The organism is Photorhabdus caribbeanensis (assembly GCF_018448885.1).
Lineage (GTDB): Bacteria > Pseudomonadota > Gammaproteobacteria > Enterobacterales > Enterobacteriaceae > Photorhabdus > Photorhabdus caribbeanensis.
The window spans coordinates 1-23,063 of record NZ_RCWB01000053.1; the positions used below are offsets into that span (position 1 = coordinate 1).

Annotated in this window: 22 protein-coding genes, 1 tRNA gene and 3 pseudogenes; 16 read left to right on the plus strand and 10 right to left on the minus strand. The window is 39.3% G+C overall.

What is annotated here, in order from left to right:
- Nucleotides 1–122 (plus strand): annotated as a pseudogene (locus tag EAE90_RS24770) (IS982 family transposase); the annotation flags it as partial.
- A gap of 10 nt (nucleotides 123–132) precedes the next feature.
- Here EAE90_RS24770 and EAE90_RS21820 read toward each other — a convergent pair.
- Nucleotides 133–1,221 (minus strand): type IV pilus twitching motility protein PilT, encoded by a 1,089-nt coding sequence (locus tag EAE90_RS21820; protein WP_214055255.1) that lies wholly within the window; start codon nucleotides 1,219–1,221, stop codon nucleotides 133–135.
- A gap of 21 nt (nucleotides 1,222–1,242) precedes the next feature.
- On the opposite strand from EAE90_RS21820, the gene EAE90_RS21825 reads away from it, so the two are divergent.
- The 6 genes from EAE90_RS21825 (at nucleotide 1,243) to EAE90_RS21850 (ending at nucleotide 6,338) form a co-directional block, all read left to right on the plus strand.
- Nucleotides 1,243–1,938: a YggS family pyridoxal phosphate-dependent enzyme gene (locus tag EAE90_RS21825; protein ID WP_214055256.1), complete on the plus strand. Its 696-nt coding sequence runs from the start codon at nucleotides 1,243–1,245 to the stop codon at nucleotides 1,936–1,938.
- Nucleotides 1,939–1,963: 25 nt separating this feature from the next.
- Nucleotides 1,964–2,785: a pyrroline-5-carboxylate reductase gene (gene proC / locus EAE90_RS21830; RefSeq protein ID WP_214055257.1), complete on the plus strand. Its 822-nt coding sequence runs from the start codon at nucleotides 1,964–1,966 to the stop codon at nucleotides 2,783–2,785.
- Between the two features lie 18 nt (nucleotides 2,786–2,803).
- Nucleotides 2,804–3,352, plus strand: coding sequence for a YggT family protein (locus EAE90_RS21835; protein WP_214055258.1), 549 nt, complete (start codon nucleotides 2,804–2,806; stop codon nucleotides 3,350–3,352).
- A 26-nt stretch (nucleotides 3,353–3,378) separates the two neighbouring features.
- Complete coding sequence (locus EAE90_RS21840; RefSeq protein WP_214055259.1) at nucleotides 3,379–3,972, plus strand: XTP/dITP diphosphatase; 594 nt, start codon at nucleotides 3,379–3,381, stop codon at nucleotides 3,970–3,972.
- Nucleotides 3,965–5,095: a radical SAM family heme chaperone HemW gene (hemW, locus tag EAE90_RS21845; protein ID WP_214055260.1), complete on the plus strand. Its 1,131-nt coding sequence runs from the start codon at nucleotides 3,965–3,967 to the stop codon at nucleotides 5,093–5,095. The genes EAE90_RS21840 and hemW overlap by 8 nt, the downstream gene beginning before the upstream one ends.
- A 580-nt stretch (nucleotides 5,096–5,675) precedes the next feature.
- Entirely contained in the window at nucleotides 5,676–6,338 is a 663-nt protein-coding gene (locus EAE90_RS21850; protein ID WP_214055261.1) for a hypothetical protein, read from the plus strand.
- Between the two features lie 763 nt (nucleotides 6,339–7,101).
- On the opposite strand, the gene EAE90_RS21855 is transcribed toward EAE90_RS21850, so the two are convergent.
- The 5 genes from EAE90_RS21855 to trmB form a co-directional block, all read right to left on the minus strand.
- Entirely contained in the window at nucleotides 7,102–8,052 is a 951-nt protein-coding gene (locus EAE90_RS21855) for a siderophore ABC transporter substrate-binding protein (RefSeq protein ID WP_214055262.1), read from the minus strand.
- A 116-nt stretch (nucleotides 8,053–8,168) separates the two neighbouring features.
- Nucleotides 8,169–8,891 (minus strand): YggN family protein, encoded by a 723-nt coding sequence (locus tag EAE90_RS21860; RefSeq protein ID WP_214055263.1) that lies wholly within the window; start codon nucleotides 8,889–8,891, stop codon nucleotides 8,169–8,171.
- Between the two features lie 47 nt (nucleotides 8,892–8,938).
- Entirely contained in the window at nucleotides 8,939–9,865 is a 927-nt protein-coding gene (glsB, locus tag EAE90_RS21865; RefSeq protein ID WP_214055264.1) for a glutaminase B, read from the minus strand.
- A gap of 81 nt (nucleotides 9,866–9,946) precedes the next feature.
- The gene (locus tag EAE90_RS21870; protein WP_214055265.1) at nucleotides 9,947–10,273 is read right to left on the minus strand and encodes a YggL family protein; all 327 of its coding nucleotides are present in this window, start codon (nucleotides 10,271–10,273) and stop codon (nucleotides 9,947–9,949) included.
- Nucleotides 10,273–10,992, minus strand: a complete 720-nt coding sequence (gene trmB, locus EAE90_RS21875) for a tRNA (guanosine(46)-N7)-methyltransferase TrmB (RefSeq protein WP_214055266.1) — start codon at nucleotides 10,990–10,992, stop codon at nucleotides 10,273–10,275. Before trmB ends, EAE90_RS21870 begins: the two co-directional genes overlap by 1 nt.
- Before the next feature lie 366 nt (nucleotides 10,993–11,358).
- On the opposite strand from trmB, the gene mutY reads away from it, so the two are divergent.
- The 4 genes from mutY to EAE90_RS21895 all read left to right on the plus strand — a co-directional run bounded on the left by mutY (nucleotide 11,359) and on the right by EAE90_RS21895 (nucleotide 14,075).
- On the plus strand, nucleotides 11,359–12,399 hold the full coding sequence (gene mutY / locus EAE90_RS21880; RefSeq protein ID WP_214055267.1) for an A/G-specific adenine glycosylase: 1,041 nt from the start codon (nucleotides 11,359–11,361) through the stop codon (nucleotides 12,397–12,399).
- Between the two features lie 30 nt (nucleotides 12,400–12,429).
- Entirely contained in the window at nucleotides 12,430–12,702 is a 273-nt protein-coding gene (locus EAE90_RS21885) for an oxidative damage protection protein (protein ID WP_049583168.1), read from the plus strand.
- Nucleotides 12,703–12,765: 63 nt separating this feature from the next.
- The gene (gene mltC, locus EAE90_RS21890) at nucleotides 12,766–13,839 is read left to right on the plus strand and encodes a membrane-bound lytic murein transglycosylase MltC (RefSeq protein ID WP_214055268.1); all 1,074 of its coding nucleotides are present in this window, start codon (nucleotides 12,766–12,768) and stop codon (nucleotides 13,837–13,839) included.
- Between the two features lie 160 nt (nucleotides 13,840–13,999).
- Nucleotides 14,000–14,075: transfer RNA gene (locus tag EAE90_RS21895), tRNA-Phe, on the plus strand.
- Between the two features lie 381 nt (nucleotides 14,076–14,456).
- Here EAE90_RS21895 and EAE90_RS21900 read toward each other — a convergent pair.
- From EAE90_RS21900 to EAE90_RS21915, 4 genes and pseudogenes are all read right to left on the minus strand, one after another.
- A pseudogene (locus EAE90_RS21900) lies at nucleotides 14,457–14,669 on the minus strand (tyrosine-type recombinase/integrase); the annotation flags it as partial.
- Between the two features lie 365 nt (nucleotides 14,670–15,034).
- Nucleotides 15,035–15,178 (minus strand): annotated as a pseudogene (locus EAE90_RS24775) (IS5/IS1182 family transposase); the annotation flags it as partial.
- A gap of 124 nt (nucleotides 15,179–15,302) precedes the next feature.
- Nucleotides 15,303–15,728 (minus strand): tail fiber assembly protein, encoded by a 426-nt coding sequence (locus EAE90_RS21910; protein ID WP_214055269.1) that lies wholly within the window; start codon nucleotides 15,726–15,728, stop codon nucleotides 15,303–15,305.
- Nucleotides 15,729–16,022: a hypothetical protein gene (locus tag EAE90_RS21915; RefSeq protein ID WP_214055270.1), complete on the minus strand. Its 294-nt coding sequence runs from the start codon at nucleotides 16,020–16,022 to the stop codon at nucleotides 15,729–15,731.
- A gap of 160 nt (nucleotides 16,023–16,182) precedes the next feature.
- Here EAE90_RS21915 and EAE90_RS21920 point away from each other — a divergent pair, with 160 nt between their 5' ends.
- The 5 genes from EAE90_RS21920 (at nucleotide 16,183) to EAE90_RS21940 (ending at nucleotide 22,960) form a co-directional block, all read left to right on the plus strand.
- On the plus strand, nucleotides 16,183–17,166 hold the full coding sequence (locus tag EAE90_RS21920) for a glycosyltransferase family 9 protein (protein WP_214055271.1): 984 nt from the start codon (nucleotides 16,183–16,185) through the stop codon (nucleotides 17,164–17,166).
- 1,193 nt (nucleotides 17,167–18,359) lie between these two features.
- A complete protein-coding gene (locus EAE90_RS21925) occupies nucleotides 18,360–18,863 on the plus strand; it encodes a fimbrial protein (RefSeq protein ID WP_214055272.1) in 504 nt (167 codons plus the stop codon).
- Between the two features lie 66 nt (nucleotides 18,864–18,929).
- Entirely contained in the window at nucleotides 18,930–19,598 is a 669-nt protein-coding gene (locus EAE90_RS21930; RefSeq protein ID WP_214055273.1) for a fimbrial biogenesis chaperone, read from the plus strand.
- Nucleotides 19,599–19,621: 23 nt separating this feature from the next.
- Nucleotides 19,622–22,111 (plus strand): fimbria/pilus outer membrane usher protein, encoded by a 2,490-nt coding sequence (locus EAE90_RS21935; RefSeq protein ID WP_339921755.1) that lies wholly within the window; start codon nucleotides 19,622–19,624, stop codon nucleotides 22,109–22,111.
- A 27-nt stretch (nucleotides 22,112–22,138) separates the two neighbouring features.
- Nucleotides 22,139–22,960: a hypothetical protein gene (locus EAE90_RS21940; RefSeq protein WP_214055275.1), complete on the plus strand. Its 822-nt coding sequence runs from the start codon at nucleotides 22,139–22,141 to the stop codon at nucleotides 22,958–22,960.
- The last annotated feature ends 103 nt before the right edge of the window (nucleotides 22,961–23,063 follow it).

Below are 23,063 nucleotides of genomic sequence, written 5' to 3' on the forward strand. Positions count from 1 at the left end.
ACCGCAGTCAGCTCGGTTTTTTATTGGAAATCGTCGCTGGCCTAATTGCTTATACATTCCAACCTAAAAAACCGAGCTTGAATTTACGGGATTGTGATATCGCTATTTTTAAACGAAGCTGAGGTTAGTTAGCTATGCTCCCGGGGATTCACTCTCTTGCCGTCGCGATGCATCTTGAAATCCATAGGGTATAGCATTTTCTTTAATCTTCCTTTCTGTTTGCTCTGCCAGTAATCCCTGCAATTTACGCTGCTGCCAGCCTTGTTCATAGGTTTGCATCCCACTGGCAGCGCCCGTCTGCATAAGCGTTGTTATTTGATGATTTTTTCCTTCTCGTATCAGATGACTCACCGCCTGATTAACCACCAATACTTCATATACAGCGACTCGCCCCCCTCCCTGTGCAGAAACTAATTGCTGTGCTATCACAGCTTTCAAACTGCCTGCTAGCTGACTACGTACCCATCCTTTTTCTTCAGCAGAGAAAATATCTACCAACCGATCAATTGCCTGTACAGCACCTCTGGTATGCAAAGTCGACAACACCAGATGCCCAGTCTCTGCCGCAGTTAACGCCAAACGTATTGTCTCCTTATCCCGCAACTCACCCAACAGCAATACATCAGGATCTTGCCGGAGAGCCCCTTTTAACGCGTCCTGATAACTGGGCGAATCCAACCCAATTTGTCGCTGTTGTATCAGACAATGGCGGCTGTGGTGGATAAATTCCACGGGATCTTCCAATGTAATTATGTGCTGACAACTGTGGCTGTTCAGCATATCCACAATAGCAGTTAACGTTGTCGACTTCCCACTGCCTGTAGCGCCGGTCACTAGAATCAGCCCACTCTCTTCCCGCAAAGCCATTTCACGGATAATTTCAGGTGCTTTTAGCTGTTCTAGGGTTGAACACCGAGAGTGAATTAAACGCAAAACGGCTGACAACCCAGAGTGCTGACGAAAGATGTTGCCTCTCAATCGTTGGCCATTTTCTGTCTCCAGCGCAAAATCCACATGTCCACCAGTTAATAGCTGTTGTCGCTGATTTTCTGATAAAAACTGTCTACTCCACTCTTCCAACAATAGATTATTTATAGATGGCAGTTGAGTTTGCGGGCAAAGCACTCCATTTATACGTAATACAGGAACTTGTCCAATACAAAGATGCAGATCTGAAGCATTATGCTTTACACTAAGGGCCACTAACTTATCCATATTCATTTTTTAATCTCCTGAGTCACCATGAACAATATTGAACAAAATTTACAAGATGTCAGGACCCATATCGCCATTGCCGCACAGAAATGCGAACGCGCTCCAGAAGAAATTACCTTGCTTGCAGTCAGTAAAACCAAACCTGTGGAAGATATCGAAAAAGCAATCGCTGCCGGGCAACGCCAGTTTGGTGAAAATTATGTGCAGGAAGGTGTAGAAAAAATTGCATATTTTGCAAATTGTAATGATTTGATATGGCACTTTATCGGTCCGTTACAGTCTAATAAAAGCCGTTTGGTGGCAGAAAATTTTAACTGGTGCCATACCATTGACCGCTTAAAAATAGCACAACGCTTGAACGAACAACGCCCGAAGGGAATGGAACCGCTGAATATTCTTATTCAAATAAATATCAGTGATGAACAGAGCAAATCAGGTATTCAACTTGATGAACTCCCTACTCTGGCTGCCGAAGTGAACAAACTACCAAACGTAAAGCTGCGGGGTTTAATGGCAATCCCGGCGCCGGAACCTGACTATGAACGTCAATTGGTGGTTTTTAGGAGAATGGAGCAAGCCTTCCTTAACCTGAAAACTGAATATTCTCAAATAGATACCCTCTCAATGGGGATGACTGATGATATGGCTGCGGCTATTAATTGTGGTTCCACATTAGTACGAATTGGAACAGCAATTTTCGGTGCCCGTCAATATCACAATTAACCATTTCAACGCTACGAGGTATTTAATGGAAAAACGTAAAATTACCTTTATTGGTGCGGGTAATATGGCTCACGCCATCATAGCCGGATTGGTAAAAGGAGGGTACCCTGCTGAACTAATTAATGTCTGCGCACCAAGTCATACTCGCCGTGATGCCCTGGCAAAAGAGTATGGCGTTAACAGCGGTAGTGACAATATTCGCTACGCACAGGAAGCCGACGTTGTTGTTCTGGCGGTAAAACCGCAAATGATGGCAGATGTTTGTCAACCTCTGAAAGAAAACGTAGATTTCAGTAACAAACTGGTTTTGTCTATCGCCTCGGGTATTTCCGTTGCACGCTTTGATGCTTTATTACAAGACAAACTCAATATTGTCCGTATCATGCCAAACACACCGGCATTAATTGGTCAGGGGTTGAGTGGATTATTCGCATCTGAACCAGTCAACCAGTCTGACCGTGATTTCACGCAAGCATTAATGAACAGTGTCGGTAAAACCTACTGGGTAAAAGATGAAAACGGCATCAATGACATTATCGCCGTAGCAGGCAGTGCGCCCGCTTATTTCTTCCTATTTATGGAGTCAATGCAACAGGAAGCAGAACGTTTAGGTTTTGATAGCCAAACAGCCCGTGAAATTGTTTTGCAAACGGCAATCGGTTCTGCGGCACTGGCCGCATCAAATGTAGATCTCCCTTTTGCAACCCTGCGTGAACAGGTAACATCTAAAGGCGGTACTACTGCGGAAGCATTACGTATTTTTTATGAAGGCAAATTGCCAGAAATCGTATCCAACGCTATGCAGGCGGTTATTCGCCGGGCACAGGAAATGGAAAAACACTTTTAATTTTATCAAGGCTGCTAAATGCAATTTTTAACCTTTATTCTATCCACAGTTCTGGATTTATACATTGCTGTTTTATTACTTCGTGTATGGATGCAATGGGCTCGCTGTGATTTTTATAATCCATTCGCCCAATTTATTGTGAAAATGACTCAACCGATCGTTCGGCCATTACGCCGAGTTATACCGGCTATTGGCTCGCTCGATACTGCCTCCATTGTTGTCGCTTACGTTTTGGTATTGTTTAAATTTATCACGCAACCTTTGTTCAATAGCGGCGAGGTTACTTTCCACGCGCTTCTCCTTCCTCTCGGGTTAATCGAATTGCTGACAGCAGCAGGTAAACTGGTATTTTGGTTAGTGCTGGCACGTGCTTTGCTAAGCTGGATAAGCCAGGGGCGCAATCCGATTGACTATGTTCTGATGCAACTGACAGAACCGTTGATGGCACCTATCCGCCGTATTATCCCAGCAATGGGCGGCCTTGATTTTTCAGCAATGATCGTCATTTTGATCCTCTACGCACTGAACTATCTCCGCGCTGATGTTCTTTTATGGCTGATACAGTAAATAAGAATTAAATTGGATTCAAAATAATGCAAAAAGTCGTTCTGGCAACCGGCAACCCCGGAAAAGTTCGTGAACTGGCACAATTACTGGCTGATTTTGGTCTGGATATTGTTGCTCAAACTGAATTAGGCGTAGATTCAGCCGAAGAGACTGGGCTGACATTTATTGAAAATGCCATTCTTAAAGCTCGCCACGCTGCACAAGTTACTGGCCTACCGGCAATTGCGGATGATTCTGGTCTATCCGTAGATATCCTTGGCGGCGCTCCAGGTATCTATTCAGCCCGCTATGCAGGTGAAAACAGCACCGATCAGCAAAATCTAGAAAAACTGCTAGATTCGATGAAAGATGTTCCTGATGATCAACGTCAAGCTCAGTTTAACTGTGTGCTGGTTTATATGCGCCACGCGGAAGATCCAACACCCCTGGTATTTCATGGCCGCTGGCCGGGGATTATCGCACGCCAACCTGCCGGTAATGGTGGGTTTGGTTATGATCCTATCTTCTACATACCGGAATTAGGTTGTACTGCCGCTGAATTAACCGGTGAACAAAAAAATGCCGTTTCACATCGTGGTCAGGCACTAAAGATGATGTTGGATACACTACGTAATGCTTAAGCTCCCACCACTAAGTCTTTATATCCATATCCCGTGGTGTGTACAAAAGTGTCCTTACTGTGATTTCAACTCTCATGCCTTGAAAGGTGATGTTCCGCACCAAGAGTATGTTGACCATTTATTGGCAGATCTGAAAACGGATCTGCCAATGGTCAACGGTCGGGAAGTTACCACTATCTTTATTGGTGGTGGAACTCCTAGCCTGCTTAGCTCACAGGCAATGCAACAATTGCTGGATGGTGTCCGTGCCCTCCTACCGGTATCGCCACAAGCTGAAATTACTATGGAAGCTAATCCGGGTACTGTGGAAGCAGACCGTTTTAGTGGTTATCAGCAAGCGGGGATTAACCGAATATCCATTGGCGTGCAGAGTTTCAGCCCAGATAAACTGGCACGCCTTGGCCGTATTCACGGACCGGATGAAGCCAAACGGGCAGCACATTTAGCCGCTAGTCTGGGGCTACGCAGTTTTAATCTGGATTTGATGCATGGTTTGCCGAACCAAAGCCTTGATGAAGCGCTGGATGATTTACGTCAGGCAATCGAATTATCACCACCACATCTTTCATGGTATCAGTTGACTATTGAACCTAATACCAGCTTTGGCTCTCGCCCTCCCATTCTGCCCGACGATGACGCTTTATGGGATATTTTTTCACAAGGCCACCAATTGTTGACAGCAGCAGGTTATCAGCAATATGAAACTTCTGCTTATGCCAAACCGGGCTATCAATGCCAGCATAATCTCAACTACTGGCGCTTTGGAGATTACCTTGGTATTGGCTGTGGCGCTCATGGGAAAATCACATTTGAAGATGGGCGTATTCTGCGTACAGTGAAAACTAAACATCCCCGCGGATATATGCAAGGACGCTATCTGGATAAACAGCATCAGGTAGAAAATGAAGATCGGCCATTTGAATTTTTTATGAACCGATTCCGTCTACTGGAAATGATGCCAAAACAAGATTTCAGTGATTTCACTGGGTTATCTGAAACCTCAATCCGTACTCAAATTGAACAAGCCTTAGCCGCAGGTTATCTCTCTGAAACAGCAACACATTGGCAAATTACGCAGAAAGGGAAACTGTTCCTAAATTCATTATTGGAACTATTTCTCTAGCATAGAAATTGCCTTTGGGAAATTCAACTCCACAAAGATTATCTTTGCATAAAATTAATACCGCCATTGGTTTTGGTGCTATTCATAATCATTCCCCCTACTGAACTTCAGTGGGGGTGCTCATTAGACGATAGCAACTGATTGTCCAGTGTTGAATTCCTGCTCTTTTCGGAGGGCTGATTATCTCCCCCAATTCAAATAAAATATAAATTAACCAAGGTATTAATATTAAAATAATAATCAATATTTTAATTTTAAATAACAGAAAATCAATGTTTATAAAAGCAAATCAACAAATATAATGAAAAAACAATAATAAAAAATTCACAAGTCTCTCCTATAAATATATTTACCACGTAGATAATAGCTAATATCGATCATTAACAAGTATATTAATTAATAATTTAATAAAAACACGTTCTACACAATATTAATTTTAATATATGTGAATTACGACACAATAATATCATTTAAATTATCTCAAATACGACTATATTTAATTTGTGTTTGGTTGTGTTTTTATTTATAAGCACGAACATTTAAAACATTATTTTTAATTTCACGTTGATTGAGGTAAAAAATGAACATTGAAAATAAAGAAATGTTATATACTTTATCCAAAGAAGACCTCGCTACAGCACTGACTCCGTATTATAAAGATTTTTATGATCAACTTTCAGATCATCAAAAAGAAAATATTAGTTTTGACATGGTTGTAAATGATGCTTACAAGAGATTGCATTTTAATAATTCAGCTCCAACTGACACTGATGGAAGATCAAAATTAATAGAGTACGCAGGTGAATCTCCATGCATTCATGCAATTGGTATAGTTATCGCAGATGCTTTTAAACTTGCATTTAAATTCATGGGCATACATAAACTTGAAAGAGAATCAGCCACACAGATATTATTGAAAAAATTAGGTCATGAGGCTATACATGAGTTATTGACTATCGTTCATGACCTTAAGAATTCGAATTCTATTACTGATAAATCAAAGCATACCTGGTCATTAATTGCTAAAGTTAAGGATGATATAGGTATTTCTGGAATAACTGATTGCCTAAAAGAGACAATGCATTGGTACAATTGGATGATTACTGGAATAACTGCAATCGCACAATTAACCATATGGTTTGCTACAGGTGGAGCTGCATTTATTGCAGAAATAGCACTGGCGGGTCCTGCTATAGCCAGATTGGCCCTTGACTCTGTAGACGCGGCTAATACTTGTTCATAAAACCTTTATCTGTAATCTCATTTAATTATCAAGGAACTTATTATTTATAATAAGTTCCTTTCAATATAAATATCATCACCCATATTATAAACTCGAATAAATCAGACGCTAAAATGTAAAATAAATAATAATTTCACCTTGTAAAACCAATATATAAATTACTATTAATATTTTTAAATAATTATTTTTTCACAGAAAGAAAATTACCATCCGAAAAAATATTTAGATCAATTACTGTTATTTGAAAATGACCAATTTAAATAATTTTATAGCTTACTCACATATGAAATAAATATATTTATTAATAACAATATTAGTTTTCACACTATAAATAGCGTTTCATAACTACGCTACACATGGCCTTCTTCAACCCATTGTTATATATGGAATTATGAGTGGTATAAGATGTAGCACTATTTTAGAATCTTATTTATATCATGACACATTAACATTATATTTTATGAATAAATAAAGCATTATTTCGAATATAAAAATTATCTATATTTTCGCTGGAAATACGCATAATAAGCTAATTATTCATATACCCGTTATCTTTCAAGTTGCCTCTTTGTTGGCTGCACTCACTCACCTAGGTCACATAGTTACCCTATGCTCCCGGGGATTCGCTCCCTTGTCGTCGCGATGCTCAGACCAAACCTGACAGCCACCAGCATAAAATAACCGATAACTGTCAGACCAAATCTAAAACAATCCATTGTGAAACTTCAATAACTATTCAAATTCAAAATGGCGCATGACCTGATTAAAGGGCATCAGCTACAGCATTAACTTGTGCAGTTAAGCTTTCCAAACCACCGCCTGATAAATACCACAGATCAGATTTCAGGTAAGTAATTTTGCCATTCTTATACGCTGAAGTAGACTTTATTTTATCATCTTCAAATTTTTCTTTGTCCAGCTTACCTGCACCAATTGCTTCACTACGGTCAATAATGAGAATCACATCAGGATTGGCCTTAGCAATCATATCAGAAGTCACTACAACAAATTTGTTTTTATCTTCACCAGCAGGAATAGATACTTCTGCTTTCTGTGCCTTAACCACGTCATACACTACGCTCTGGTTATTCAGAGCTAATTTACCTGCGTTATGCAGTAATACTAAAACTTTTGCATCAGAAGATTTAGCTTTATCCTGAGCTTTAGCAATAGTTTTTTCCAGCTCAGCAAGTTGATCTTTCACTTCACTCTGTTTATTAAACAATTCACCTAATAACGTTATGTTACTTTCAACTGAAGCCAGATAATTTTTGCTATCAGTTCCCAGATTAATTGTCGGTGCTATTTTTGACAGCTTTTCATAGGAAGAAGTTTGACGCCCGCTAATAACGATCAAATCAGGTTTAATTTGCGCCAATTTTTCCAGATTTGGCTCTTTCATCCCCCCCGCATTTTCTACCCCTTTAGGTAAGCTATTACGGAGATATTCAGGCGTATTACCAGTAGGTAATGCAACAACCCTATCTGATAAACCTAATTTAACTAATGAATCATAAATACCGAAATCAAATGAAACGACTTTCTGAGGATTCTTTTTGACTTCAGTTTCACCGGAAAGGTGCTTAACTGTGATCTTATCATTAGCCTGAGCTGTAACTACATTTGGGGTAAATACAGAAGATTCCTGACTAAATGCGGAATGACTTGCAACAGCAAATAACGATACCAGAACGACAGGGATTATCTTTTTCATATATCGACTCCAAGAAAGGATATTTAGTAAACATTTGCATTCTAGGTAGCGAAAAAAATATGTCAATCTAAATAAGAATCAATTTCAAATTGATTCTTATTTGTAATTATTAGCAATTATTTAATAGAATTCAGTAACTCAATTCTTTGTTGCTCAAGGCCACTGATCTTACCGCAAACCTCTTTGCCAAAACGCTGGAAATCTTCTTCTTGAGCTCGCCATTCAGCTTTCAAATTATTCTGCAATCCCCCCAAACTACCAAGCAACGATTGTAATGCCTGATTATTATCACCATTCAGGCTAAATTGTTTACTGCCAATCTCATTAATGCTGTCCTGTAACACCCCACCAAGGTTTTGCTCAATTAAGCTACGGCTATCTTTTTCGACCTGCTTAATCGCTTGATGGTGGAATGCCATACCATCAGCGCGAGTTTCAATAATTCGGTTTATTTGCTGATTAAGCCCTGATTCAAGATCAGACAACCGATTACGCACATTGCTATCCTTGCCGATAGTATCTACTACCACTTTATCCAAGGAGTTGCGGGCCGTTATCAGGTGTTTTCCGGTTTCTTGTTTAATCCAAGGCAAATCCTGCCGTAAAGCCTGCTGATAACGTTGAGCTTTCTGGCGCTGTTCAGTATTTAGACTTAAGTTCTTTCCATCGCGAATTACTGAACCATCAGGTGAAATTTGGAGATTGCCACTTGCCCCCACAACCTGAACTGATTGAGAAGTAATAATAATGTCATTCTGTGGATTTACCTGGCATTCATAACCTGCCTGAGCCTGAGCAACAAACAGCAAAGATGCAACAGTGATCATTTTGCGTAACATGTTTTCTCCTAAGAAAATCACCTGAGAATTAAAAAATGGATTGAGAGTTAAAAAACGGATCGCCCAACACGGTCGGCTAACAATTCTAGGGCAGCGCAACCCGCTAAAGAGTTCCCCGATCGATCCAATTCCGGCGACCAGACAGCAACAGTAAACTCTCCTGGCACGATACACACGATCCCGCCACCAACGCCTGATTTTCCTGGCATACCAATCCTGAATGCAAACTCGCCGGAACCATCATACATACCACAGGTCATCATCAGTGCATTAATCTGTCGGGCCTGACGAGGACTGAGGATTTGCTGCGCAGAACCTATCGTACTCCCCTGATTCGCCAAATAAATGAAACACTTAGCAAGCTCAATACAGTTCATTTTCAAAGCGCAATAATGAAAATAAGTTTGCAGTACCGCAAGCACATCATTATCGAAATTACCGAAGGATTTCATCAGATAGGCAATCGCCGCATTGCGGTGAGAATGTTCCATTTCAGAACGGGCAACTTTGCTGTCGTAACAAATATCAGGGCAACCAGCAAGTTTGCGCACCACTTCCAGCATACGCTGTTTAGGCGCACTCAATCGCGACTGCAACATGTCACAGACAATTAATGCGCCCGCGTTAATAAAAGGGTTACGGGGTTTGCCTTTTTCCAGTTCCAACTGAACTAATGAGTTAAACGGCTGACCAGAGGGCTCCTGCCCAACCCGTTGCCAGATCTCTTGTTCCTGATAACGCGTCATGGCTAGAGTCAGGCTTAATACCTTAGAAATAGATTGAATCGAAAAACGCTTTTGAGCATCTCCAGCATGAAATATCTGCCCATCGATGGTACAAATGGCTATTGCCAGGTTATCAGCAGGAACTTCCGCCAATGCAGGAATATAATTTGCCACTTTCCCTTGGCCAATCAGGGGACGAACTTGTCGCAAGATATCCGACAATAACGTATTAGAGAACGTTGTACTCACTGATTTTACTCCAGACAGGGGCGCTCATTAATCACCAGCGACCCCTGTTGTGATTCATGCTATTTTATAGCCGATAGATTATCAATCCCACCAAACATCAAACAATTCGGAGGTCATGACATCTTCCATACCGCGATCCTTCAACCACTTTTCAACCAATTGGCGATGATCTTCTGTACACATACCAATTTTTTGCAAACAGATTAAGCCTTCCCAATGCAGATAACCGCTGGCATCCAATGCTAAGCCATTAGATTCAATCAGCTCATCAATAAATGCATCAACAGTGCTATCGATAATATCTACAGGTGTATTAGATGGAAAACTCCACTTAACAGAAAAACCCAATTCCTTAAATTCATCAATATGCATCTTTTTACGCAAACGACGACTGCGGTTTTTAGCCATTACTTAATCCTCTTAAACATTATGTCCCATACGCCATGCCCCAACCGCTGACCGCGCAATTCAAATTTCGTTATCGGGCGTGAAGATGGACGCGGTACATAATCACCATTTTCAGACAAATTAAGGTAATTATCTACGCCATTCATCACTTCCAACATATGCTCAGCATATGGCTGCCAGTCAGTCGCCATATGGAATACGCCACCCACTTTCAACTTGCTTCTTATCAGTTCAGCAAATGGCGGCTGTACAATCCTGCGTTTATTATGACGTGCTTTATGCCACGGATCAGGAAAGAAAAGCTGTACCATTTCCAAACTATTATCCGGGATCATGTTTTCCAGCACTTCAATCGCGTCATGGCACATCACCCGCAAGTTACCGATATTTTCATCTTCTGCGGAAGCCAGACAAGCGCCGACACCAGGCGCATGAACCTCAATCCCAAGAAAATCTTTTTCTGGATTCTGGCCTGCCATTGCGACAAGCGATGCCCCCATGCCAAAGCCAATTTCCAGCACTACAGGGGCTTCTCGCCCAAAAAGTGCTGCCAGTTCCAGCTTTTCTGCCTGATACTCAACACCTATTTTTGGCCAGAGATTATCAAGTGCTTGTTGCTGACGATTAGTTAACCGGCCCTGACGACGAACAAAACTCCTAACACGGCGCAACGCCCTGCCATTTTCATCAAATTCCGGCGAAATTACGTTATTTATCATGGTATTTCTGTCAGTTTTAAAGGCATTTATTCAGCCGTTTATGGCTGCTTCACCAGCAAACCACCTATCCCCGTCATCTTTCAAGTTGCCTCTTTGTTGGCTGCACTCACTTACCTCGGTAACAGAGTTCTCTGCTCCCGGGGATTCGCTCCCTTGCCGTCGCGATGCATCTTGAAATCCATTGGGTATATAAAGAGAGCGCATTATCCAAAGATGGGCGATTTTAGCAAGTCCGATCGTGACAAGTATAATTTTAATACGAAATTGCGTAGCGCTGCGAAAATAAAGTTCCGGTTTACAGCGAGGTTACACTATGTTGCAATCCTATTCACGAAACACTGATTTTCCCTAAAGACAATTATCCCAATGATGGAAGCAAAGCAATTCTCCACAGTGGTACTGGATTGGTACCATCGTTACGGTCGTAAAACCCTGCCCTGGCAATTGGAAAAGACCTCTTATCACGTCTGGCTTTCAGAAGTCATGTTGCAACAAACTCAGGTTGCGACAGTCATTCCCTATTTTCAGCGCTTTATTTCACGTTTTCCCGATGTGACTTCACTTGCCGCAGCTCCCCTTGATGAAGTCCTTCATTTATGGACCGGCCTTGGTTACTACGCTCGCGCTCGTAATTTACATAAAGCAGCACAGCAGGTTGTGGAGCGGCACCAAGGTAAATTCCCGACAACTTTTGAAGATGTTGTCGCCCTACCTGGCGTTGGTCGTTCAACAGCGGGGGCAATCCTTTCACTTTCTCAAGGTAAACATTTCCCGATTCTTGATGGCAACGTTAAACGGGTATTGGCCCGCTGTTATGCTGTAGAAGGTTGGCCTGGTAAAAAAGAGGTTGAAAGCAACCTTTGGCAAATCAGCACCAATGTAACGCCGGCGCAAGAGGTGGAATATTTTAATCAGGCGATGATGGACTTAGGCGCAATGGTTTGCACTCGCAGCAAACCGAAGTGTGAAATCTGCCCATTAAATCAAGGATGTATTGCTTACGCTAACCATAGCTGGACCAAATATCCAGGAAAAAAACCTAAACAGAGCATTCCTGAGAAAACAGCTTATTTCCTGCTGATACAGAATCACGATTCTGTCTGGTTAGAACAGCGCCCGCCAACGGGGATCTGGGGTGGTTTGTTTGCATTTCCTCAGTTTGAGAGCATGGATTTGTTAAATGGTTGGCTAGAACAATCAGGTATTTCTCATAGTAAACATGAACAACTCACCGCATTCCGCCACACATTTAGCCATTTTCATCTAGACATTGTGCCGATAAAAATAAATATTTTATCCTTTACCACCTGCATGGATGAAAATAAAGGACTTTGGTATAACTTACAGCAACCCGCAACTGTTGGGCTGGCAGCACCAGTTGAATATCTATTACAGCAACTGAGCTGAATCCCATACCCACTATTTTGAGGATTTATTATGAGCAGAACTGTTTTTTGTACTTTCTTACAACGTGAAGCCGAAGGACTGGATTTTCAGCTTTATCCCGGCGAATTGGGCAAACGCATTTTCAATGAAATTTCCAAAGAAGCGTGGGGGCAATGGATGAGCAAACAAACCATGCTGATCAATGAGAAAAAACTCAGCACCATGAACCCGGAAGATCGTAAATTGCTTGAACAGGAAATGACTAAATTCCTATTCGAAGGTCATGATATTCAAATTGATGGATATACCCCACCAGAAAAATAATATTTAGCTTTCATCAGAGCCAGCGGCTCTGATGTTGTATTCAACACCTGATGGCAATGTAAGATGAAAAAACTGTTAGCGCTGTTTGTTATTGCCCCAATTCTTGTTTCCTGTACCAGCAACAAAAACCGTGAATACCGAGAAGAATATATAAAAGATACCAATGGTTTTGATATTTTGATGGGCCAGTTTGCTCATAACATTGAGAACATTTGGGGGTTGCATGAAGTATTAATTGCAGGCCCAAAAGATTACGTAAAATATACTGATCAATACCAGACTCGCAGCCATATCAATTTTGAAGCTGGAACGATCACGATTGAAACAATTTCTCCAATTGACCCTACAGCCTATTTACGCAAAGCCATTATCACGACCTTATTAATGGGCGATGATCCAGGCTCCGTTGATCTTTACTCTGATACTAACGATATCCAGATCAGTAAAGAACCCTTTCTTTACGGACAAGTTACGGACAATAACGGCCAACCGATTCGTTGGGAATGGCGAGCGACACACTTTGCAGATTACCTGATTGCCAATAAATTACAAAAACGCCAATCTGGTCTACATGTCATTTGGTCTGTCACTATACAACTGGTCCCAAACCATCTGGACAAACGTGCTCATAAATATCTGCCGCTGATTCGACAAGCTTCCATTAAATATGGCATAGATGAATCCCTGATTTTGGCAATTATGCAAATAGAATCCAGCTTCAACCCCTATGCAGTCAGCCGTTCCGATGCACTTGGGTTGATGCAAGTTGTACAACATACTGCTGGCCGTGATGTCTTTAAGATGAAAGGTAAATCAGGGCAACCAAGCCGTAGTTACCTATTTGATCCAGAAAACAACATCGACGCCGGCACAGCATATTTATCGATATTACAAAACAGTTATCTGGGTGACATTACTAACGCAACATCTCGCCGCTATGCAGTAATAACGGCTTACAACGGTGGCGCAGGTAGTGTATTACGGGTATTTTCCAGCGATAAGAAAAAAGCGGCTCAAATTATCAATAAAATGGCGCCAGGTGATGTTTATGAAACCCTGACAACCAAACATCCATCGGCAGAATCACGTCGTTACTTGATGAAAGTCAATACTGCCCAGAAAGGCTACCATCATTAAGACATTAAAATATTAAGAAAATAACGGAGAGCAACTTTTCTACTCTCCGTTATTATTTTGCTTACATTTCTAGCTAATCGAATAATTTCAAAGCATAAATCACTATTTCCAAAGAAATCTATTGACGAGCTCTACTGAATACGGTTTAATGCGCCCCGTTGCCCGGATAGCTCAGTCGGTAGAGCAGAGGATTGAAAATCCTCGTGTCGGTGGTTCGATTCCGCCTCCGGGCACCAATTCAAAGTGCGTTGATTGAGAGATAAAAAGCTCAATGAGCGTTCGATACTGGAACCTAAAAATGCATCGCGTGGCATTATTCAATCATGCAATATTTCGATGTTAATTAAAGGGATTCTAGATTCGGGATATCTGAAAAATCAGATGTCCTTTTTTCGTTAAAGCGCAATACTTACAAGTTCTATTGCAACTGTCAAACCATCCAAACCAAAATAAATTAATTAATACGATGTTGTATGTTGATTAATCAACTTTCCTAATTGATCAGAAGAAAGTTAATTACGGGAAATTGTATCGGTTCAAAAAAATTCCCTATCTTGCTACAAGAAATTATTTATGTAGAAAAAGACAGATTCAGGCAACAGCGAAGAGATTTTGTTTTATCTGATTAACATTTCGCCTCTCTCTGGTTCAACATCGATATACAACATCAACTCACGTTCCAGCGCACGCCCGGCAATATCCAGATTGATATCAATATATTCCATCGTTGTGGCAATACTGCGATGGCCCAGTAATCCGCGCACCATTTGCAAATTACGATCAGGCGCTTTCATCAGTTCAGTTGCCAGGGTATGCCGGAAACGGTGTGGGAAAGACATTCCAGGAAACCGAGGCGTAACATCTGCCACAGGACGTGGCTTTCACCGCTTAATCATCGCCAATACGGTGCGGCCGGTATGCTTGCGTCAAATAAATATATTATAAACATTGACGTATTTTATCTTTAATCCTATACCTTCTGTAATGTTATACAAACCGATGAGAAACCTAGTTGAAAATAACGGGGTTTGTTCCTGTCATTATGAATCATAACGCCTTCATTTTTCTCATTAATTCGGTTTAATCGCCCGTCAGGGCGCTATTTTCGCGTCTTCTACAATAAAATTGCTCGCTCTCCAGAGATAAAAACAACAAAGCATCGCGACCAGCAAGGCTATCTTATTGATATTTTAGGCTGTTGCGGACAACACTGGCAGACAGCCGACGGCGCTTGATAATACCAGTATCCCTGACGGCCGATTAGGATATAAATCAGTTTTTCGCCCTGCGGGCAGCCATAACAATCCTGCGGTTTGTCATAGGTAAAAGGTTTCTTCTGACATGGAGTGTGCTCTGTTGCAGATGGAAAACCTTGTGATATTCCCGAATGATGTTGGTTAGACATCCATGTCTAGATTGGTAGAGATCTATAGCAACGACATTTGCGATTACACACCCTATCATCACTTTGGTTGTTCCGGCCATACGATATCAGGGGCAATTGAGCAATCCACCCGACTGAGCAACACCCTGTACTTACGCCATTCAGTTAGTTTGGTGTGTTCTTTATCCGTAGCAATATCTAAATCAACGGCGTCCTGTAACGGTGCAATAGTATTTGCGGCCTGTAACATCAGATGCTGCTTTTTTCGTTCTGCCGAACGTTGCAGTTCTTTTTGAGATGGTGGCGGAATATGACCCCATGCGGGTAATCCATCAGAGCCAGCAATACGACGCTTTCCTACCGGTGGACTATTCGACGCGAATTCTAAATAAATTTTTTCACTTACCTCAATACCATCTTCAGGCCATGAGTCAGAAGCTATATATCGCTGTTTTAGTTCAACCGGATAAAATGAATTTGATTTTGGGCTATAAATATACCTCATTTAATACCCCACAACATAAATCATAGGTCGATATTGACGATTAAATCCATGAGTTGTAACTAATTGCAACTCCACAGTAACTGATGCTTTATCCCAATCAATAATTTGCCAAAAACCATCAGCCAAGGCGTCGTATTTAGGTATTTTAGTTGACACCTGAACATTTAAAATACCTGTTGGAAAAGTTATTGGTAACGGAACCCGCATTGAAACTTCTGTTGTTGCGATTCCACCTATCGTCCATGCCGTAATGACCCCGGTGTTATGATCTTGAATCCATCCCGCAGTTTCCAAAAGTGTTGAATCTCTAACCAAAAGGATGTAAGCGATTCCAAGAATTTCCGTATTAATTACGGTATGCAATTTGCGGATACAAAAGTTATCATAACCACTTCATGGTATCGAAAGTTACAATATTATTAGCACTATTTGTCCATATGTCAGTTAACAACAAATGAAAATTGCAATTTTACGCCGTAATGGTCTTGGTGATTTAATTTGTACTCAACCATTAATCAGATATTTACAATATAAATTTCCCATAGCGGAGATCCATCTATTTATCGAATCTAATAACAAGGAATTAGCTGATTATCTTTGCCCTGAAGTTACAACACGTATTATTCCCAAAGGAAATAAATATATCACTACTCTGGGAACCGCATTGAAATGGCGTAAATTACATTTTGATATCGCCATTTCAGCAAAGCCCACCCCCATGAAACTGAATAACCTATTTCTATGGTTTTTAGGGGCCAAAAAATGTTATGCGGTAATACAATCAAATCAATGGCATGAAAAGTTAATCAATTACTCAACCTGCCCGCAACACATTAAGGGGCATCATCAATCACTCAAAATATTAAAAACCTTTTTCCCTGAAATAAAAAAATTATCCTCTAAGTTATTCCCTAAAATTCCATCTCAACATCTGCTACCAATTAAACAATATGGCTTTCCCACAATCTTATTTTCTGTCTCTAACAATCGGAAAAGTAGCTATATTACCCATGAACGAATAGCATTAATTGCTCAGCAAATGAGAAATTATTTTCCAGATGTGAAATTTATTATCTCTACTCTTCGACATGACAGATCAAATGCTGAGAAATTATCTGTAATGATAGGAGATCGAACTGAAATAGTAGAGTGTCAATCATTACAATCTTTTTTGTCACTTCTCAGCAGCACAGATCTGATCATTGTGGGTGATGGTGGAATATGCCATTTAGCAGCCGCGTTAAGCAAAAAACTAGTTGCCCTCTATGGTGTCACTAAACCGGAGAATTGGGCTCCTCTTGCTTCTGAAAACCAATGTGTCACACTTTATGATCCCCAAAATGTAAACAACATTCCTCTGGAAGATATCTATCAGGCAGTTTTTAAATTGCTCTCCTCAGAAAAAACACACTTATTATTCGAATCAAGCTGTAGGTAAAGTTATTTGCACTTACTCATGCGAATGTACAGTAACTTGTTAACTGTTTCGATGTCATTCCACCAGACAGAAATGCTAAATGTATACACCACATAGATTGACATCTGTTAACACCGTGGTTCCAGCCCAGTTAATTTCTGCCATGACTAAAACTGTGATTAATGATTTTGATGATGAAATATACAGTCACACTAATAGCAATAGAATATCCGAATTAATAATAAGACAAAAATGAATCAATTTGTCTAATTTATATCATGATGAAAAATAAGACATTAAATAAACATCATTATTATTTCTTGATTGAATTAACTCAATCAATCGATTAATTTAATTTCATAACACAATGAAATAGAAAGAAATTTTAATTAATTGCAAAAAAAATACTATTTTTTTGTTTAAGTTGTTGAAAAAGATCATATTTTAGTTAATACTGTTTTCCGTCGAGTGAGAAATAGACCTAAAACAAAGAAGAAACTCTGGATTGGAAATTAACTTAAGATTCTAAGAAAAATAAGAAGAAATTTTCGTTATCTTAACTGTGGTTAAGATGGCAGTTTATCCGATCGTATTAATATCATTAATGCGATGGCATTACATATTACGGTTTGCCCAATCAGAATATTCACTTTCTTTGAGTAAGATACTAGTGTGTTGCATTGAGTAGCTATAGACTACTTTTATTAATGTCGCTATTGAATTTCCACTTCAATAAAAATAGTGAAGATGAATTTATCCATATGTACTATGCACCTTACCTATAAGAACTTTTCATTGCATTATTAGCAATACATTAAAAGAATTTTGCTATTAACACGGGGTTTATCGCATCGTAAGGTTTTAGACATCTTAATAAAAATAAGAATCATTATTAACAATACGAATAGATTTGTAACGATAGATGATATTTTAGAGAATAAAACAATTCTTCTCTGGAAAGAAATTAATATCAGACATTATTATCAATAATATGAATATAGATGAGACAGACTATAATATGGTGAGAAACAATGATAAATTAGGATAACCTAAAGATATATGTAAAAATGGTTAAAAATGCTATTGCATTATATACCATGATAAAAATGACTTTAATGATATCATCAACCATTAAACTATAATATTGGTTGGATGTATATTTCTATTGTATAGGCAAGATTAAAAATATATTTATTAAGGTAAGGTATTTTTAAATGAAAAAGAATTTTATTTTGGCTTCTCTAGTAACAGTATTAGCAGTTTTTAGTAGTTTCAGTGCGTTATCTTATGATGGAACAATTAAATTCCGAGGTACTATTCTTGAGAACGGCTGTACTATTAGTGGCGGAAAAGATCAAACAGTTAACTTTGGTAAAATACCAAAAGAAAGATTTAAGAACTCAAAAGGAACCATAGCAGCTTCTCAGTCATTTAAAATTGATTTAACCAATTGCCCCGGTTCAGCTATAGGTATCGAATTTTCGGGTAACAAAGATACCAATGATACTACTTTGTACAATTCAGGAGTTCACGGCATCGGCATCCTACTGGCTAAAGATAGTGGAACTAAAATAGATGCCAATACATCAGTTAATGGATATAGCATTACTAGTAAGAATGTCAGCATCCCTCTTATAGCAAAATTACAATCGACCAATGCTACAGTAGGTGATGGTGCTATTAATTCAGACGTAAACTTCACACTTATATATCCATAAAATCAGCTAAATACTTTATTAAAGCTAACTTATAACAAAGTATTATTTATAACTAAAGGAGTAAAAATGCTTCGCTTTATTACTCCCTTTTTGCTTGTCTTTTTTATAGGGCAAGTACAAGCAGGGATTACTTTAGGTGGAACTCGCCTGATCTATAATGGCTCACAAAAAGAAGCCACGATTTCTATCACCAACTCAGACATAGAAAGACCTTATCTTGTTCAATCATGGGTAGATAATATCGATAACAGTCAAAATAAAGTACCGTTCGTTATTACACCGCCATTGTTTAAGATGTCGAAAGAGAGCGAGCACCAGATTCGTGTTTCATATATCGGTAATGACCTGCCAGCGGATCGGGAATCGATATTTTTACTCAATATCAATGCGATTCCGGCAGTTGAAAAAAATGACAATAGCAAGATGATCATCACGATAAAAAACATTATCAAATTGATTTATCGTCCATCAGGGCTATCTGATAACGATGCTAATGATGCCATTAATCGTTTGGCGGCATCACGTCATGCCAATGGTGTTCAATTAACTAACCCCACGGCTTATTACGTTAATCTTAATGAGATGAAAATTAACGGAACATTAATACCTAGACCCGGATTTATCGCCCCTTTTAGTCATAAGGTATTTTCAGCCCCAAATGGCATAAAAAGCGTAACTCTGACTGCTATCAATGATTACGGTGGCACAACAGAAGAACGCCAGTTTAATTTCTGATAATATTGTCTGATGAGTGTATTGTGAAAAGAATAATCAGTTTTGCTTTAATGATTTGTTGTTTATCGTTGCCAGCATATGCAGAGCTGTATTTCGATATCAATGCATTACAACTATCAGACGAAGACAGAGAAAATATTAATCTGGAAAGTTTGGCAAAAACGGACTCCCATATTCCAGGCGTCTATAAAGTTAATGTTATCGTCAATAAAAAGGATATCGGCATTAAAAGCCTATCCTTTATTGACTGTGGAAATAAACTTTGCCCTGAATTATCTATCAGTTTATTGAAAGAAATCGGGGTAAAAACAGCAAGCTTCCCAGAATTAGCATCCCTTGCTGAACAAGAGATTATTTCTCAACCGGAAAAATATATTAAACAGGCGTCAGCAGAACTGGATTTAAGCGCTCTGACACTGATGTTGAATTTTCCGCAAGCTGCCATGCAATCGCAAATCAGGGGAGATATCTCTCCTGATCAATGGGATGATGGTTTGCCGATGTTTTTCACCAATTATCATCTGACAGGAATGCAGTCCTGGAATAAAAATCAAAGTGAACAGAATCAATATCTGAATTTACGTAGTGGCTTTAATTTAGGCCCGTGGCGAATTCGTCATAATAGTTACTACAACCATACGGGTACAACATCTGAATGGAAATCGCTTAAAGCCTATGCTGAACGGGATATTCGTCCATTGAGATCTCGATTGGTATTAGGTGAAACATCCACCGATAGCATGGTATTCGACAGCTTCACTTTTAATGGCATTAAATTGATGTCTGATAGCCAACAAGGGTTTGCGCCTGTTGTCCGCGGTATTGCGATGACTCACGCAAGAATAGAAGTGCACCAGAAAGATAATATTATTTATCAGACTTTTGTTCCGCCAGGCGCTTTTGAAATTACCGATATTTACCCCAGTAACCTGAATGGTGATCTGGAAATATCCATTTATGAAGAAAATGGCAATGTCAGAAAATTTACTCAGCCTTTTGCTGCCTCACCATTGATGATCCGTGCCGGCCAAATGAAATATTTTGCTAATATCGGTAAATTTAGCGGTGGCAAACAGGCTAGTAAAAAAAGATTTATCCAGACAGAAGCGATTTACGGGTTATGGGATAGCACCACCATTTATGGTGGAGTTATTGTCTCTTCTGACTATCAAAGTCATGCATTAGGTTTAGGGCATAATCTGGGGAAATTTGGCGCAGTATCAATCGATGTCACCAATGCAGCAACTCATTTCCCAAATGGAGAAAAGAAAAGCGGGCAATCTTATCAGATACGCTACAGTAAAGGTTTTACTGAAACTAATACAACGGTGACATTAGCAGGTTATCGCTACAATACCAATGGTTATTATAGTTTTAGCGACGCCAATAGCTATGCCAATAATAACTATACCTATAATAACCACCAATTTGCTGATAATAACAGAAATAGCGCGCCTAAAAACCGGATGCAAATAACAATGGGCCAAAGTTTAGGGCGATATGGCAGTCTCTCATTATCGGCCTGGCAACAAGATTACTGGCAAGATAAAACCAGTAAGAATCGGTCATATTCTATGTCCTATAATACTAATATTCATGATATCTCTTTGTCATTGAGCTACAATTACCACCGTAATCGCTCAAACATTAATAACGATCAGGTGTTTTCATTCAATATCAGTATTCCTCTGGATAAATGGCTGCCATCAGATAATCACAGTGCATCGGTAGATTATGATACCTCCTATAACATCAACGGCAGCAGCCAGCACTCAATGACATTATCCGGCTCTTTACTGGAACAACAGAATCTGAACTATAGTATTTCTCAAAATTACAGCTATGAAAAATCTGAGAAAGAAAAAGAATCAGGTAATGCCGCCAGTCTATATTACAGAGGTTCATATGGTTCAATTAATGTAGGTTATACTACTGATCATAGAAAAAATCAGCGGGTTAATTATGGATTAGAGGGAGCCATTATTGCCCATCCCTATGGCGTTACCCTGGCGCAAAATATTAGCGAAAGCGGCGCTAGTGCCTTAATTCGCGCCCCCGGGGCAACCAATGCCAAGGTACTGAATAATACCTCTATCAGTACAGATTGGCGAGGATATACCGTTGTGCCTTATATATCGCAATATCGGGAAAATATGTTATCTCTTGATACCAATACATTCGGTGATGACGTAGATATTGATAATCCAACCACTAAGGTCATTCCAACCAAGGGTGCATTAGTATTGGCGGATTATTCCATTCGTGTTGGTCATCGAGTATTTTTAACTTTACAACATCACGGTAAGAAACTTCCATTCGGCACAGTCATTACGGGTCCAAATGGCGTTAATGGTATGGTGAATGAAAAGGGAGAAGTTTTCCTGAGTGGTGTGAGTGACACAGCAAAATTAATCGCCGATTTAGGCGATAAACAAAGCTGTCATATCCAATTCGATAGTAAATTATATCAAAAAATTAATGGTATTATTCTGACCTCATTACGTTGTCAGTAATTAAAGTAGTATTTATCCAGGGAAAGTATGAGAAACAAATTAATTATATTAGCAATATTATTATTAACACTACTAAACATTACAAAGTCAATTGCCTCATGTAAATTAAGCAAGAAATTTAAAGCAATTGATTTAAATGTTGAGATAAATGAAATTATCAATGCAGACTTTAATATTCGAAGACCTATTACCATCGCTGAATACGGTCCTATGGAGCTGGCTAACAAAATAGGAATTAAAGCCGACTCAACCATTGCTAGCTGTGATAATAATGAAGATATATTTTTCGAAACAGCATCAGGGAGAATAGAATTCGCCAAAGAGAGTGGTCGGATAAAAACCAGTGTAGATAATTTATATTTTTTTATATCTTATGATGGAGATGTTAGGGGTAGCTCTCATGATGGCATCAATAGAAAAATAACGTTAAGAGATATTGGTAAAATAACAATTAATCTTATTCAAGAGAGTGATATCAAATCAGGCTCCATACTAAAAAGAGGGTTTATATCTTCTTTATCAACAAGTGATGGTAAAAAATTAATAAATATCAAATATAATAAGGACAATATAATTGGCAGTCAAAGCTGTATGACATCCACACCCTATAAAGAAATAAAACTTGGAAGGATGAATACTTCTTCATTTAAAGGAAAAGGTTCTACTGCTGGTCGTAATAGCTTTTATATTCTTATTCAATGTAAAGATAGAAATATCCCCACTATTAAGTTCACAGGAGATGTAGTGAGCCCAAGTCTAAATAGCATCGTTAAACTACATCAATATAGCGAGGGAAAAACAGCCAAAGGTATTGGTGTTCAATTGCAGGGTGGGATCTCACACTTTTAATAAGGTTATTTTGGTTAAATAAAAATCAGAACATGACTTTTTATAGGTATTTCTCTCATTAAAACGTTAAGATCTCTCTCTTCCATAAAAAAGCGATCCTAAT